The following is a 14,845-nucleotide window of genomic DNA, read 5'->3' as shown; positions in this document are numbered from 1 at the left end:
CCTTCAACAGTCGCCAGTTTATTTATAACCCGAGAAAAACCTGTAACGCTTTTATATACCGTTTGGTGATTTGCAAGCTTAAAAAGCTATAAGCGGATGGAATTGTTTATGCAGGAGTCAGAAAAAGAGGAATTAAAAAAGCCGTCAGATGACGGCCTGTTGCGGACATTATTTACGCCAGATAATTTTGCTGATGGTCCATTTTTTGAGCGTCTCATCGGCAGGAAGTAATCCTTCAGGACCATGCCACTCTCCGCTGAAGACGTAGCTGATGTGCTGGCTACCAGGCGCTTTGCACTCAACACCTTCGCTACCGGACATTTTCAGACAGGCACCAAATGCCTTGCTGTACAGCTCGCTAAAAGGGGTACCCATTTTTTTACCGTCTGAAGTGGTAATGGCAGGATCGCTCACTTCAATCTGGCTGACCGTCGTCGTGCCGTTAACCACAATCCTGACTTTCTTATCTTCAACGCCCTGGAAGAACGTCACCACGCTGCCATTTTCACCGCGCATCCCTTTGCGTATCTGATAGTTATTCTTCAGCGCGGCACTGATCGCTTCTTCATTCATGGGCGTAGCGGCGTTCAATGTGCCGATACCCTGCTCAGTGACCTGTAAGGAGGAACCAAACCAGTTCCAGGGTGCGGCGGCTGACCAGGACCAGCTGAGCGGGTTCCACCAGCTTGCGCCACTGTCAGCGCCCCGGGCATCGCCAGAACTGGCACAGCCGGCAATCATTAATGCGGCGGCAATTAATAGTGGGCGAACAGTCTTCATTACGGCTCCGGTTAAAACAGATAACGTTAATTTAGTGGCTTGGAGTGCGTTTCAGCTAAAAAGTTTTATCCGGCAGACAACGCCGGGTCAAAACAGTCTCTGATGCGGCGACCAGACGCCAGATAAATCAGTCCCGTAAGGTCCAGCAAGGTAAATAACACCACCAGGGGGGCCACTGGCTCATTCTCCTGCCACAACCGCACTCCCTGCTGAGCCACTATCGCCAGCAAGGTCAGGCAAAGTACCCATCTCCAGGCCTGCCACAGACGCGGAAAGCGCTGTCGATATCCCGTCAGCAACAGCCCCAGTACCGCCGGGATCCCCAGACCAATACCCGTCCAGAATGCCTGCGTATCCGGGTAAAATAATGCCAGTAGCTCTGCCCCCTGCTGTCGCGACGCGCCAGCCATCACAAACAGCACCCAGGTCCGGGCCTGAAGCAATAAAATCATCCAGAAAGCAGCAGGTAACCTGAGCTGTCCACGGGCATCATAATCATCCGGAGAATAAATCAGTTTCATTGGCTCACAGCGGGGGAAGGCTGGGTGACGGCAGGTCACCCGGACGGTTAATATTCACGGTCTTCAATCAGACGTTTGCCCAGCAGCAGGCTGTCCTGCTGTTCATAGTCCAGCTTTTCATAGAAACCCAACACGGCGTCGTTTTCTTCACGCACCATGACATTGATTTTCGGGCAACCACGGGCAATCAGCTTTTTCTCCAGCCGGTTGATCAATGCATTAGCAAATCCGCGTCCCTGATAATCAGGATGGACGCCAAGATAGTAAGCCGAGCCGCGATGACCGTCGTAACCGCCCATCAGCGTGCCAACAATTTCTCCGCCCACCACCGCCACCAGAAACAAATCAGGATCATGATTGAGCTTACGCTCAATATCCATTTCCGGATCGTTCCACGGGCGCAACAGATCGCAACGCTCCCAGAGGGTGATCACTTCTTCAAAATCGTCCTGGTTGAATACGCGGATTTCAATGACGTTACCCCAGATGTTAATCATAATTTGCTGATTATCACGCTTTCCTTCGCCGGTGCAAGCCTGGCAGGAATTAATCATAAAAAAAGCCGTTCAATGCCCGTCTCTGGCTGTCTGGTTTTTTCGCCGGTTCAGAAAAGAGAGACATCACTGGAATATGCTTTACAGAGGTGCATACAAACAATCCCATCAAACATTTGACCGCCATGGGGCGTCTCGTCATCTGTTAGCCTGCTGCAATACAGTAAGACGTTGAAATAGTTCCTTTCTCGCAGCTACGTTAACCTTGCGCTATAACAGTAAGCACTTTATGCGCTGAGGATGTAGTAATGAAAAAGTTTGGCCCGTTGACCCCACTTACCAGCCGTCGCAATCTGCTGCTATCCGGTCTCGCACTGGCATTGCTGGCTAACAAGCCGGTCAGGGCTAAGGAAGAGCATAACGTTTTTAAAGGTAGCTCCCCGGGCAGCAATGCCCCAACCGTTGCCAGTAACGGGAAAAAAATCGTGATGATTGATCCCGGCCACGGCGGAATTGATTCAGGCGCGGTGGGCGAAGAAGGTTCCGAAGAGAAGCATGTGGTACTGGAAATTGCCAGCCACATCCGTCATCTGCTCAGCACCCATCCACATATTGAAGCGCGACTGACCCGTGAAACCGACCATTTTATTCCGCTGGGTGAGCGCGTTGAAATTGCCCACCAGCACGGTGCCAGCCTTTTTATGTCGATTCATGCCGACGGGTTTACCAGTCAGGATGCCAACGGCGCATCCGTCTTTGCTCTTTCCAACCGGGGAGCCAGCAGCAGTATGGCCCGCTATCTGTCCCAGCGCGAAAACGCGGCGGATGAAGTCGGCGGAGTAAAAGCAGCGCAGAAAGATCACTATCTGCAACAGGTCCTGTTCGATCTGGTGCAAACGGACACGATTAAGAACAGCCTGACGCTGGGAAAACACGTGCTTAATCAGATCCGTCCCGTGCACCATCTGCACAGCCAGCACACTGAACAGGCCGCCTTTGCCGTACTGAAATCGCCTTCTATCCCCTCGGTACTGGTAGAAACGTCTTTCATTACTAATCCGACAGAGGAACGCCTGCTGGGCACCACCGCCTTTCGTCAGAAGATTGCCAGTGCCATCACCGACGGAATTATCAGCTACTTTAACGAATTTGATGCAAATAACCGTCGCCCCGGCTGATCCTTTTTCCGTATACTACGCGCATTAATTTTTAACTTAAGGTTGGTTATGAACGTTCCCGACACCGCTCAGGTTAAACAGTTTTTGCTGGATTTACAGGACCTTATTTGTCAGCAACTGGCTCAGGCTGATGGCAGCGCGTCCTTTGCTGAAGATAGCTGGAACCGCGAAGGCGGCGGCGGTGGACGCAGTCGCGTCCTGCGTAATGGTGCCGTTTTCGAACAGGCCGGGGTTAATTTCTCTCACGTCCACGGCGATCAAATGCCCGCTTCCGCTACGGCACATCGGCCAGAACTGGCTGGCCGGAGTTTTGAGGCAATGGGCGTATCACTGGTGATCCATCCGGAAAACCCCTGGGTGCCAACCAGCCATGCCAATGTCCGTTTTTTCATTGCTGAAAAACCCGGCGCCGATCCGGTATGGTGGTTTGGCGGCGGCTTTGATATGACACCCTATTATGGTTTCACCGAAGATGCGGTGCACTGGCATCAAACCGCAGCCAGGCTGTGCCAGCCTTTTGGTGAAGATGTCTATCCACGTTATAAAAAATGGTGTGACGATTACTTCTTCCTTAAGCACCGTAATGAGCAGCGCGGTATCGGCGGCTTATTTTTCGACGATCTTAACAGCCCCGATTTTGACTACGGTTTCCGGTTTATTCAGGCCGTAGGAAGAGGTTTCCTCGACGCTTATCTGCCCATCGTCGCCAGACGTAAAGATTTGCCCTGGGGCGAACGCGAACGTCAGTTTCAGCTTTATCGGCGCGGGCGCTATGTTGAATTCAATCTGGTATGGGATCGTGGCACGCTGTTCGGCTTGCAGACCGGCGGTCGTACTGAGTCAATTCTGATGTCACTGCCACCGTTGGTACGTTGGGAATACGACTATCAACCAGAGCCAGGTACGCCAGAAGCCGCGCTTTACAGCGATTTTCTGACGGTTAAAGAGTGGATCTAAACCGCAGGCGTGGCGCTCTTCGCTCCTGCCACGCTAAATCCCGACCAACCCGCTATCCGGCCTGCTCCTCCTGTGGCCGGATTATGTCAGCCAGGCTTGCTTAGCCTAGTGGTTTACTCTGGCACGACCGCCCGCCCCTCCGTCATTCTCAGCCGTCAGTAACAACGCAGCACCATCTTGTAAAGCGAATACACGCATAAATCCGCTGCGCGTCACACTATTGCTGACAGTGGGATGACAGGATAGTCAGCGGCCGTGCCAGCGCGCAACTTCACAGAGCTGCTATAGTTAACTGTACTTTTGTCTGCCCGCCGGCCATTCATTGGACCAACCCATTGCAACAATCAGAGAAAACGCATTCCCATTACCGAATGTCTGATGCACTGTCTGGTCTGAAAAATTCACCGTGTCGGGGAGTACCGGCGCTGCCCTGATGAAAATTCCCTCCTCCGCGCGGCCCTGTTTGTTTTTGCACATTGCACATCAAGGAGCTATGAGATGAACCAGCTAGACGCACTGAAACAACACACCACCGTGGTGGCTGACAGTGGCGATATCGAATCAATCCGTAACTACCATCCCGAAGATGCCACCACCAACCCCTCTCTGATTCTTAAAGCTTCCGGTCTGGACTCTTATAAACATCTGATTACTGATGCAGTTGATTACGCCAGAAAACAGGGCGGTAGCAAAGAAACGCAAATTATTAATGCCAGTGATAAAGTGGCCGTCAATCTGGGTATGGAGATCCTGAAAAGCGTGCCGGGTCGCGTCTCCACCGAAGTGGATGCCCGCCTCTCTTTTGATCGCGGCATGTGCGTCAGTAAAGCCGAAAAACTGGTACGGATGTACGAAGACAACGGGATTGACCGTTCACGTATTCTGATCAAGCTGGCCTCAACCTGGGAAGGGATCCGCGCCGCAGAAGAGCTGGAAAAGAACGGCATCAACTGTAACCTTACCCTGTTATTCTCTTTTGCTCAGGCGCGTGCCTGTGCGGAAGCGGGCGTGTTCCTTATTTCGCCGTTTGTCGGGCGTATTTATGACTGGTACAACAGCCGCAAACCTCAGCAACCCTACGTAGTTGATGAAGATCCGGGTGTGGTATCCGTGCGAAAAATCTATGAGTACTACAAGCAGCATCGCTATAACACGGTGATCATGGGGGCCAGCTTCCGTAAAACGGAGCAGATCCTCGCACTTGCCGGTTGTGACCGCCTGACCATTTCACCTGACCTGCTGAAAGAGTTGCAGGCCAGCGATGCGCCGGTTGAACGTAAACTGACGCCATCAACTGAGGCCTTCCACCACCCAGCTCCGCTTTCAGAAGCCGAATTCCGCTGGGAACACAACCAGGATGCCATGGCAGTCGATAAACTGGCAGAAGGTATTCGCCAGTTCGCCGTTGACCAGCAAAAGCTGGAAGATGTGCTGTCTGCTAAGCTGTAACGTTATTCAGAATGAGCAGGCTTTGCCCTGCTCTCCGCCCCAATTGCAGGGAGAAAAATATGTCTTCACGTAGAGAACTGGCTAATGCAATCCGTGCGCTGAGTATGGATGCCGTGCAGAAAGCTAATTCCGGCCATCCCGGTGCCCCTATGGGTATGGCAGATATTGCTGAGGTATTGTGGCGTGATTTTATGCACCATAACCCGGCAAATCCGGCATGGGCCGATCGCGACCGTTTTGTCCTGTCCAACGGCCACGGCTCAATGTTGCTGTACAGCCTGCTGCATCTCACCGGCTATGATTTGCCGATGTCTGAGCTGGAAAACTTCCGTCAGTTGCACTCCAAAACCCCCGGTCATCCGGAGTATGGCTACACCGCAGGGGTGGAAACCACTACCGGTCCTCTGGGGCAGGGTCTGGCAAACGCGGTGGGCATGGCGATTGCAGAACGTACCCTGGCCGCACAGTTCAACCGTGAAGGTCACGACATTGTCGATCACCATACCTGGGTATTTATGGGTGATGGCTGTCTGATGGAAGGGATTTCTCATGAGGTCTGTTCCCTTGCCGGGACGCTGGGCCTTGGCAAGCTGATTGGTTTTTATGACCACAACGGTATCTCAATCGACGGTGAAGTGGAAGGCTGGTTCACCGACGACACCGCCGAACGATTTGAGGCCTACCACTGGCATGTCATTCGCGATATTGATGGTCACAATCCCGATGCGGTCAGTAAAGCTATTAAAGAAGCGCAAAGCGTTACCGACAAACCCTCATTACTGATCTGTAAAACGACCATCGGTTTCGGTTCTCCAAATAAAGCCGGTAAAGAAGAAGCACACGGTGCGGCACTGGGCGCAGAAGAAGTCGCGCTGACCCGTAAACAGCTGGGCTGGAATTATCCTCCGTTCGAGATCCCGAAAGAGATTTATGCTCAGTGGGATGGCAAAGAAGCCGGTGCGAAATACGAAAAGTCATGGAATGAGAAGTTTTCAGCTTATCAGGCGGCATTCCCGGAACTGGCGGCAGAATTTACCCGCCGGATGCACGGTACTATGCCCGATGCCTGGCAGCAGGAGACGCAGAAGTTTATCGCCCATTTGCAGGCCAACCCGCAAAAAATTGCCAGCCGTAAGGCTTCGCAAAACACCCTGGAAGCCTGGGGCAAAACCCTGCCAGAGTTGTTGGGAGGCTCTGCCGATTTGGCACCGAGTAATCTGACAATCTGGTCAGGCTCAAAGTCCATTAATGAAGATCATGCCGGGAATTACATCCACTACGGCGTTCGCGAATTCGGCATGACGGCAATCGGCAACGGTATTGCGCTGCATGGTGGTTTTATCCCTTACACCGCCACCTTCCTGATGTTTGTTGAATACGCCCGAAATGCCGTGCGCATGGCGGCGCTGATGAAAGCACGTCAGATACTGGTCTACACCCATGACTCTATCGGACTGGGGGAAGATGGCCCCACCCATCAGCCTGTTGAGCAGCTCGCCAGCCTGCGCGTAACGCCGAATATGAGCGTATGGCGTCCCTGCGATCAGGTGGAAACCGCAGTGGCATGGCAGCAGGCAATTGAGCGTCATCATGGTCCGACCGCACTGATCCTCTCCCGCCAGAATCTGGCTCAGCCCGCACGTGACGAACAGCAGTTACAAAATATTGCTCGTGGCGGCTATGTGCTGAAAGATTCGCAGGGCACGCCCGATGTGATCCTGATTGCAACCGGTTCGGAAGTGGAAATTACGCTGCTTGCAGCGGAAAAACTGAGCGTCAGTGGTCACCAGGTGCGCGTGGTTTCCATGCCGTCCACCGACCTGTTCGACAAGCAGGAAGTGGCCTACCGCGAATCAGTGTTGCCATCAACGGTCAGCGCCCGCGTAGCGGTGGAAGCCGGAATCGCAGATTACTGGTTCAAATATGTTGGTCTTAATGGCGCCATTGTTGGTATGACAGGTTTCGGCGAGTCAGCTCCGGCAGACAAACTGTTTACCGAGTTTGGCTTTACGGTAGAAAACATTGTCAGTCATGCTGAAGCACTGTTGAAACCTCGCTGATAAACAGGGATTCGTCCCCGACTGAACGTTGCACCTGACGAATGGGCGTCCGCATTCTCAGGTGCATTTTTTATCTCGCTGACTGGTCTCATTCCACGCCATAAACGACAGTTCAACAGTCATCAACCGCTGGCGGATGCGCCAGAATCAAAGTGTACAGGCCATTTCCCGCAGAGAGGGCGGCCAGTCGCCAGGCCAGACATAATGGTCTTTTAAAATCCGGGCGCTGTACTCAAGACAGATCCTGACGGGCAATCCTGGATAAATTCTGTCTATCTCCGCGATGAGCTGCCGACTGTTCTCCGTCCGATGTAATGCTTTGATAAAATCACCAATATACCGGCGGGTGAAACCAATTGCCGAAGGAGAGAGTGAGGATCTGATGGGCGAATGACCGGGGATCACTGTCTTAGCGCCCAGCGCCTCAAGCCTGTCCAGACTCGCCATCCATCCTGCTATTCGCTCCGGCGTACGCATGTCGGCCATCCAGACATGCGCATCGGAAAAGACCACATCATAAGCAATCAGAGTGTGGATCGAGGGGATCCATAAAGGCGTGACGGTTATGCAGTCACCGCTCATCACACCAACAATTTTAATCTGCTGACCTTCCAGTAGCAGCGTATCTTCTTCAATCTCTCTGATGGCAAATTTGCGGGTGGCACCGTTTTCTTTCAGCACCTCCCTGCCCCAGTAATCGATTTTAAAATCCCAGGCATCACTGACATCAGCAGCGACCTGCTTATATGCGATCACTTCAGCAGCAGGAAAGACAGATTTAATCACTTCCACCCCAAGGAAATGGTCCGGGTGCAAATGAGTAATGAAGATGCGCGTCAGGTTCCGGCCAGTTTCGATGATTTCCGCCACCAGCCGGTGCGCATTGGCAAGGGTGAACTGTGCGTCAACCAGTATGGCTTCATTCTCCCCCAGAATGATCGTTGAACTCACGCCAAAGCCATTGTGGTTATCACTGCTGATAAATACTTTCGTCGTCAGTTGCATGTATATGTTCCTTATAACAATGAAAGCGCATCCCGCTCTTTCCTCTTAAAGATTGTCTGGAAAATTCGCGGGCAGCTCGCTGGCCGGACAGTCAATGACCGTCTCGTTGTCTTTGCCACAGTTGCGGACAAAGGTGATGGTTGCAAATTCATCAATCACTTCAGTGGGATATGCTGGTCCCTGCTCACGATAGCTGGCCATTTCCGATAAATGGTCATTCTGAAAGCAAACGGTTTTTTGTGGCTCATTCATTACCCAACGAGGGAAAAAAATGGTGCCATGAAATAATTTATCCCCCAAATTAGCAATCAGGCTGACATCCGTGCCGGTTGGCTCACTCCAGGAAATTTTATAAATATCCTCCGCAACCCGTACGATATAAACATGCTGATTTTTCACCCAGCGATTACCCACCATACCGCTGTGAATGCGGTAATCAACCGTGTTTTCATTTTTAATATACAGCTCGTAATTCCAGCCGTTGTCATAGGTGTAAACCAGATGTTTGCCAGTAATGCCATCCAGATTCTGTTTATCAAAAGTGTTCATCTTTTTCTCCTCATCTTTGCAATGAGATAAGGTTAATGCTTCACTTTATGAATAAAAAACGCTAATTTTCGATAAAATTCATTCAAAAATCAGATCAAAATGCATAAAACGACGCTTGAACAGTGGAGCCTGCTGAGTGAAGTTGTCGATCAGGGCAGCTTTGCCAGAGCAGCAGAAGTCACCCATCGCAGTCAGTCGTCTGTCAGTTACAATCTGGCTATTTTGCAGAAAAGGCTGGGCGTAACACTGCTTGAACCACAGGGGCGCAGGGCAGTGCTGACTCCCGCCGGAGAATTGTTACTGGCACAGGTACGGCCGCTACTGGCAACCTTTCATTCGGTGGAAGCCTGGGCCTCATCCGTTCGCGAAGGTTTCCGTACCCGCCTTGATTTGCTGGTTGATACTATTTTTCCCCGCAGCATCCTGTTTTCGGTGCTGAGACGTTTCCAGCAAATTCATCCCCATACCCAGATTAACCTCAGCGAAGTTCTGGAATCACATGCCAACGACAGCAGTGATGCAGATGTGATGATTGTGACCCGCAGGCAGGATTTGACCGGGCGCGGTGAATGGCTGATGAATGTTAATTTCGTCGCTGTTGCACAGCGGGATCATCCCCTGCTACAGCAAGATGGCCCAATACACGAGGAGTTACTTGCGCAGTATCCCCTGATTCGTATCGCCGACAGAAAAGAGATCGCTCATGGCAGTGGTGAATCCTGGTCATTTTCCACTATTGAAGCAGCCATTGAAGCCGTAATGCATCAGGTGGGATATGGCTGGCTACCAGCAGAACGAATCAGTAACGAACTGACCTCGGGTCAGCTGAAACGTCTGCCGCTACAGAGTGGCGTGCTCAGAGCAACACCGCTACATTTGCTGGTCAAAAAAGATCTCATTACGCTCGACCCGCAAATGCTGACGCTGCTCGATCTGTTCAGGGAAGCGGTTAAAGAGAACGGCGATTAAGAATCAGCGGCCCTGGGATGCAATCAGGGACTCATCTCCACTTCCCCCACCACGGTGCGGGGCTGTGTCAGGCTGGTCCACATTGTCGGCCAGTCATCGCTACCATGCCAGGCATCACAGGTCTGTTCCTGAGCATATTCCACCAGTACAAATTCACTGCCGGTGTATTGCCAGCGTGACGTTACTCCGCAATCACCCAATCCCCTGCCTTTACTGAAGGTCACCAGTTGACTGGTATCAGGATCGAAGGCGGCATTGACCAGCTCCATCTGTTTGTAAGTATTGCCGGGTGGTGCAAATGGTAGCGTCAGAGTGATCTGCTGTAGCACATAAGGTTCACTGCGGGTTACTTCGTAAGCCCTGTCGATAACGTTATATGCCCCCATTTCACAGCTCACCAGTAACAAGGCTTTTTTGTCATTTAAGGGAGAAACGCTGACTTCACGCCGCTGGGGATCAAGCGAACACTCATCGGCATTAATCCGCCATGTACCGAAGTCAATCAGGCCGGTACTTTCACTGCGCGTCAGCGCCTGCGGCGGATTCACAGGTGGAACAATCACTGGCATCGATGGTTCGGGGGGCACATCGCTGGCAGCACGGCTGCCCTGTTTTACCCAGGCACTCATTCCGTTCACCCGGCCCTGCACTTCATCCATCAGCAACAGTGAGGCCTTCAGACCATGTAGCGAGATGGCAGCGGCGGGTCGATATAGCAGCTGGATGTTATCGGCATTCAGAGTCTGAACCAGAAATTCGTCGATGGCGATCGCATGTGCCGTCGTCAGATGGTGAGGTTGTACCTCCCAGTGTTTGAGATCGGGTTTCAACCGTCGCCCGTCCAGAAGAAGGCTGTCTTTCAACGCGGCACCACTTAGTTCATTAGCATATGGACTGCCATAATCAATGCGCAGCAAAGGACGGTCATTACTCCCCGCATGACGGGCAATAGTCATCACCAGACCATTATCTGCCGGGAAATTACGCGCCACACAATAATTAAGATTATTACAGGTAATTTGCCAGTCAGAAAAAATTTTTTGCAGTGGTTGCGCATGTAGCGAAGCTGTGAATAGCAACATCGCTAAAAGGCAGTTCATCCAGTAGCGCATTGATAACAGGGTTCCCTGAATAATAAAGAAGAGTAAATATAGCGTAATAGCTGACCTTCAGCAGAAGGTAATTATCTGAACCCACAAAAAACGCGCATTGATTCGCTTAATAAGCGACACATGCCTCTTTAATATGCAATTGCGTAATCGTTGCATCATGCCGGGAGGGAACTGTCTGCACAATCAGATTAATCGGACAAACTTTGGTGCCTGCTCAGGGTAATCAGCACCTGGAATCGAGACAAAATTCTTTTTTATCAGTGATTAACCCCCCTTTCTTTATTGCCGGAGGTGGTACTGAAATGATGATATTCTTGTGATCAGAATCACTATCTGGAATGCAAAAAAAAGAATCTTACATTATTTATTGCTGAAGACTGAATAAATACAGATTAACAAAATCTGGCACTTAATAAGTTCCGTTAAAAAAGACCGCCGTTTTCAAAGAAGATTTTTAATTAATCCATTCCAGTATATCACCTGAACCATCCCTTCTTGATTTTAAGCAGACAGGAAAAAGATCGATGATTGCCACAACGGTCTAAAGCCATCCGAATGGAGCCAGCACACTTATTATTTCATGCGAAGAAATAATCTGTTGAGCGCTGTCTGCTTAATGCGACGGCACTCCTGGGCCAACGAAGCAACACGCCATCAGAAACGCAATCCCGGTAGTTGAACCTGAAACCTTTTAAACCCTGGGGCATCAAGATCAGGTTTCTGTGAGAAACAGCGCCAGTTCCCGCATGACCAACGATGGTTTCAGTCTGCTTAAACCAGTTTCAACCAGCCTTCGATTAACGCCTGCTGTAACAGCATCACCGTCTTGCCATCTTTGATCCGCCCGCTTTTGACCATCGCCCAGGCCTGAGGAAAAGTGATTTCCATCACGTCAATATCCTCATCATCAACGCCTCCACCCGCATTAGCGCGCAGGGAGTCATTGTATTCTGCGGCAAAAAAGTGAATTAACTCGGTTACGCCGCCGGGTGACATATACATTTCAAACAGCTTTCTTACTTCTCCCACCTGATAGCCGGTCTCTTCAATCGCTTCTTTACGGATGCAGTCTTCAGGCGAGTCATCATCCAGAAGTCCGGCACAGGCCTCGATCAACATCCCGCTCTCGTTACCGTTTACCCAGGTTGCAATGCGGAACTGGCGTGTAAGAATGACGCTGTTTTTTTCCCGGTTATATAACAGGATGGTGGCACCGTTACCCCGGTCATAGACTTCACGTTTGTGGCGGAGGGTTGAACCATCGTTGGCAATGAGATCGTAAGTAAAATTACGCAGGACGAACCAGTTATCTGACAGGATTTTGTTTTTGATGACTTCAATTTTGGCTGACATACAGGCTCCGTAGCGTTTGCGGGAGCCTGTCATCATAGAGCGCGTGCCCCAGGAAAACCAGCCTGCGGCTAACTGAATGCGGTAACAACCCGGCCACCGTATCCGCGCAGACCAACGCTTTCCTTACGCTGGTCTGCTGCCAGCGCAGCGCGTCCGGCAGCGGGCACTCTTATTTCTTAACGTCTTCTTTTACCTGCTGGTGTTCCGTCTGCGCCACCTGATGAACACGCTTACGCACGCCAAACCAGCCAAGGATCAGAATCACAGCAATCAGCGGTACGGAAGCAATAGTCCAGGTGCCATTCGGGTAGTCAAACGCCATCAGAACCAGCACGCTGGCCAGAAACAGCAGTGTCAGCCACGATGTGAACGGTGCCCACGGCAGTTTGAAACTGACATCTTCAGCACGACCTTCTTTTATCGCTTTACGCAGACGCATCTGACAGACCACGATAAAGGCCCAGAAAGAGATAATCCCCAGAGAAGCCACGTTCAGTACAATTTCGAATACCCGTGATGGCACGATGTAGTTAAGCCATACACCGATAATATAAACACCGATGGTAACCAGAATCCCCATGTAAGGGACTTGCTGACCGCTCATTTTTGACATGAACTGCGGCGCAGATCCGCCCATAGACATCGAGCGCAGAATACGCCCCGTGGAATACAAGCCAGAGTTGAGGCTGGACAACGCGGCACTGAGTACCACAATGTTCATAATACTGCCGACATAAGGTACACCGAGTTTCGTAAAGAAGGTGACAAATGGGCTCTGACCGGCCTGGTAGGCATTCCACGGTAACAACAGCACCAGCAACACTACCGATCCAACATAAAACAGACCGATGCGCCAGATCACACTGTTGATAGCTTTTGGCAGCATGGTTTTTGGGTCTTTGCACTCACCTGCGGCGGTGCCCACCAGTTCAATAGAGGCAAAGGCAAACACCACCCCCTGAACCAGTACCAGTGCGGCCATCAAACCATGAGGGAAGAAGCCGCCATTATCGGAAATAAGATGGAAGCCAGTGGCATTACCATCCAGCGGCTTGCCACTTCCCAGAAATACCACGCCAACAATCAGGAAGATGACGATAGCCAGTACTTTGACCAGCGCAAACCAGAACTCCATTTCAGCAAACCACTTCACACCGATCATGTTCATGGTTCCGACAATGGCCAGCGCACCCAGGGCAAACACCCACTGTGGTACATCGCCAAAAGCTCCCCAATAGTGCATATACAGCGCCACTGCGGTGATATCGACAATGCCGGTCATCGCCCAGTTGACAAAGTACATCCAACCGGCCACATAAGAGGCTTTTTCACCAAGAAACTCACGAGCGTAAGAGACAAAGCTACCACTGGAAGGACGATGTAATACCAGTTCGCCGAGGGCGCGAAGTATAAAGAAAGAGAAGATACCGCAGACTAAGTAGACAACAGCCAGTGCAGGACCGGCAATCTGTAAACGGGCACCGGCACCAAGAAAAAGCCCCGTCCCAATCGCCCCACCAATAGCAATCATCTGCACATGACGATTGTCCATCGCTTTCTGATAGCCGGAATCATGAGAATTTAACCAACGTCTTCTTGCGGCGCGTTTCTCTGCAACCGCCTTTTTATCAGCTTTCATTTTCTATCCTATTATCCTGTCCACAGTGATACGGCAGCCCATCCCGGGTGTTCTGGTTTACACATGCCAACCAAACGTTTGCGTTACTGCGCAAACGTCCGGGCAAGCCACTGCTTCCTGTAGTTATCTTCTTAACGGAAGCAGGTAAATTGCGGCGATGCATCCTAACCGTTCTGTAATGTTGACGCAAAAAATCTGGAGCGGAAATCGTGACCTTTTGTAATTTTTGCCAGACAGCGCAAAAAAAAAGGCCGCACCAGGCGGCCACAAGGCAAGGAAGGGTAAATCTGAGCTACATGGGAGGGATATCTGAATTAGCGGTAGATCTGCGCAGTGCCAGTCCACTGACTTGAGTCACCAGGGTTGTCAACGCCAATGATGCGATAGTGGGATGCCCCCATCTCTTCGGCTTTCTGTCTCAACTTATGGGTGGCATCATCAATGGAGCCACGCACACCGGAAACGGAAACTACCCCTATCTCCTGTAAATCCTGGCTCTGGCTCTGATCAATCTGGGTTGCAGCAAGTGTGGAAAATGAGGTGGCAGCAACAACGGCAGCAGCGAAAAGTACCGGGAATTTAATGTTCATAGAATCGTCCTCGTTGAGTTCTGTCAGGGGTTGTATCTGATAACGGGGATAATTATGAACAGGCTAATGAAAAACTGCGTTTGTGTGACGTAAATGCGTTAAAGGATTGTGATGCAAGTGAAGCGCTCTACCAAGAATCGTCAACTTAAGTTGCTTTTTATTGTAAATGTAACCTGATATGAATATGGA

14 protein-coding genes are annotated in these 14,845 nt (G+C 51.0%); 5 read left to right on the top strand and 9 right to left on the bottom strand.

Features of this window, described 5'->3' with window-relative positions; genetic code table 11:
- Positions 1-168 precede the first annotated feature (168 nt).
- The 3 genes from AC3RPL_RS04810 to AC3RPL_RS04800 form a co-directional block, all read right to left on the bottom strand.
- Positions 169-780, bottom strand: a complete 612-nt coding sequence (locus AC3RPL_RS04810; RefSeq protein ID WP_490739152.1) for an RpoE-regulated lipoprotein — start codon at positions 778-780, stop codon at positions 169-171.
- Positions 781-845: 65 nt separating this feature from the next.
- Positions 846-1,301: a DUF2919 domain-containing protein gene (locus AC3RPL_RS04805; RefSeq protein ID WP_490739151.1), complete on the bottom strand. Its 456-nt coding sequence runs from the start codon at positions 1,299-1,301 to the stop codon at positions 846-848.
- Positions 1,302-1,348: 47 nt separating this feature from the next.
- Positions 1,349-1,774: a GNAT family acetyltransferase gene (locus AC3RPL_RS04800; protein WP_034938690.1), complete on the bottom strand. Its 426-nt coding sequence runs from the start codon at positions 1,772-1,774 to the stop codon at positions 1,349-1,351.
- A 329-nt stretch (positions 1,775-2,103) separates the two neighbouring features.
- Between AC3RPL_RS04800 and amiA the strand changes: the two genes are divergently transcribed.
- The 4 genes from amiA to tkt all read left to right on the top strand — a co-directional run bounded on the left by amiA (position 2,104) and on the right by tkt (position 7,439).
- Positions 2,104-2,973: an N-acetylmuramoyl-L-alanine amidase AmiA gene (gene amiA / locus AC3RPL_RS04795; RefSeq protein WP_490739150.1), complete on the top strand. Its 870-nt coding sequence runs from the start codon at positions 2,104-2,106 to the stop codon at positions 2,971-2,973.
- A 48-nt stretch (positions 2,974-3,021) separates the two neighbouring features.
- Positions 3,022-3,930 carry an oxygen-dependent coproporphyrinogen oxidase gene (gene hemF / locus AC3RPL_RS04790; protein WP_490739149.1) on the top strand — a complete coding sequence of 303 codons (909 nt, stop codon included), beginning with the start codon at positions 3,022-3,024 and terminating at the stop codon, positions 3,928-3,930.
- 498 nt (positions 3,931-4,428) lie between these two features.
- Entirely contained in the window at positions 4,429-5,379 is a 951-nt protein-coding gene (gene tal / locus AC3RPL_RS04785) for a transaldolase (protein ID WP_490739148.1), read from the top strand.
- Between the two features lie 59 nt (positions 5,380-5,438).
- Positions 5,439-7,439, top strand: coding sequence for a transketolase (gene tkt, locus AC3RPL_RS04780; protein ID WP_367166673.1), 2,001 nt, complete (start codon positions 5,439-5,441; stop codon positions 7,437-7,439).
- A 147-nt stretch (positions 7,440-7,586) separates the two neighbouring features.
- Here tkt and AC3RPL_RS04775 read toward each other — a convergent pair whose 3' ends face one another.
- Positions 7,587-8,444, bottom strand: coding sequence for an MBL fold metallo-hydrolase (locus tag AC3RPL_RS04775; protein ID WP_490739147.1), 858 nt, complete (start codon positions 8,442-8,444; stop codon positions 7,587-7,589).
- A 45-nt stretch (positions 8,445-8,489) separates the two neighbouring features.
- Entirely contained in the window at positions 8,490-8,993 is a 504-nt protein-coding gene (locus AC3RPL_RS04770; protein WP_490739146.1) for a phenolic acid decarboxylase, read from the bottom strand.
- A gap of 99 nt (positions 8,994-9,092) precedes the next feature.
- Between AC3RPL_RS04770 and AC3RPL_RS04765 the strand changes: the two genes are divergently transcribed.
- Positions 9,093-9,962 (top strand): LysR family transcriptional regulator, encoded by an 870-nt coding sequence (locus AC3RPL_RS04765; protein WP_490739145.1) that lies wholly within the window; start codon positions 9,093-9,095, stop codon positions 9,960-9,962.
- 23 nt (positions 9,963-9,985) lie between these two features.
- Here AC3RPL_RS04765 and AC3RPL_RS04760 read toward each other — a convergent pair whose 3' ends face one another.
- The 4 genes from AC3RPL_RS04760 to AC3RPL_RS04745 form a co-directional block, all read right to left on the bottom strand.
- Positions 9,986-11,074, bottom strand: coding sequence for a DUF1176 domain-containing protein (locus AC3RPL_RS04760; RefSeq protein WP_490739144.1), 1,089 nt, complete (start codon positions 11,072-11,074; stop codon positions 9,986-9,988).
- A gap of 771 nt (positions 11,075-11,845) precedes the next feature.
- Positions 11,846-12,427, bottom strand: coding sequence for a GDP-mannose pyrophosphatase NudK (nudK, locus tag AC3RPL_RS04755; RefSeq protein ID WP_034938291.1), 582 nt, complete (start codon positions 12,425-12,427; stop codon positions 11,846-11,848).
- A 169-nt stretch (positions 12,428-12,596) separates the two neighbouring features.
- Positions 12,597-14,066: an L-asparagine permease gene (ansP, locus tag AC3RPL_RS04750; protein ID WP_490739143.1), complete on the bottom strand. Its 1,470-nt coding sequence runs from the start codon at positions 14,064-14,066 to the stop codon at positions 12,597-12,599.
- A gap of 314 nt (positions 14,067-14,380) precedes the next feature.
- Positions 14,381-14,656: a YdgH/BhsA/McbA family protein gene (locus AC3RPL_RS04745; protein WP_034938294.1), complete on the bottom strand. Its 276-nt coding sequence runs from the start codon at positions 14,654-14,656 to the stop codon at positions 14,381-14,383.
- Between the last annotated feature and the right edge of the window lie 189 nt (positions 14,657-14,845).

The sequence above is a fragment of the Erwinia papayae genome (assembly GCF_058241465.1).
This window is presented reverse-complemented; position numbering and strand designations above follow the sequence as displayed.

Bases quoted from the DNA above. Each gene is read 5' to 3' on its own strand.
- AC3RPL_RS04810 (WP_490739152.1), bottom strand. From the start codon at position 780: ATGAAGACTGTTCGCCCACTATTAATTGCCGCCGCATTAATGATTGCC.
- AC3RPL_RS04805 (WP_490739151.1), bottom strand. From the start codon at position 1,301: ATGAAACTGATTTATTCTCCGGATGATTATGATGCCCGTGGACAGCTC.
- amiA (WP_490739150.1), top strand. From the start codon at position 2,104: ATGAAAAAGTTTGGCCCGTTGACCCCACTTACCAGCCGTCGCAATCTG.
- hemF (WP_490739149.1), top strand. From the start codon at position 3,022: ATGAACGTTCCCGACACCGCTCAGGTTAAACAGTTTTTGCTGGATTTA.
- tal (WP_490739148.1), top strand. From the start codon at position 4,429: ATGAACCAGCTAGACGCACTGAAACAACACACCACCGTGGTGGCTGAC.
- tkt (WP_367166673.1), top strand. From the start codon at position 5,439: ATGTCTTCACGTAGAGAACTGGCTAATGCAATCCGTGCGCTGAGTATG.
- AC3RPL_RS04775 (WP_490739147.1), bottom strand. From the start codon at position 8,444: ATGCAACTGACGACGAAAGTATTTATCAGCAGTGATAACCACAATGGC.
- AC3RPL_RS04770 (WP_490739146.1), bottom strand. From the start codon at position 8,993: ATGAACACTTTTGATAAACAGAATCTGGATGGCATTACTGGCAAACAT.
- AC3RPL_RS04765 (WP_490739145.1), top strand. From the start codon at position 9,093: ATGCATAAAACGACGCTTGAACAGTGGAGCCTGCTGAGTGAAGTTGTC.
- AC3RPL_RS04760 (WP_490739144.1), bottom strand. From the start codon at position 11,074: ATGCGCTACTGGATGAACTGCCTTTTAGCGATGTTGCTATTCACAGCT.
- nudK (WP_034938291.1), bottom strand. From the start codon at position 12,427: ATGTCAGCCAAAATTGAAGTCATCAAAAACAAAATCCTGTCAGATAAC.
- ansP (WP_490739143.1), bottom strand. From the start codon at position 14,066: ATGAAAGCTGATAAAAAGGCGGTTGCAGAGAAACGCGCCGCAAGAAGA.
- AC3RPL_RS04745 (WP_034938294.1), bottom strand. From the start codon at position 14,656: ATGAACATTAAATTCCCGGTACTTTTCGCTGCTGCCGTTGTTGCTGCC.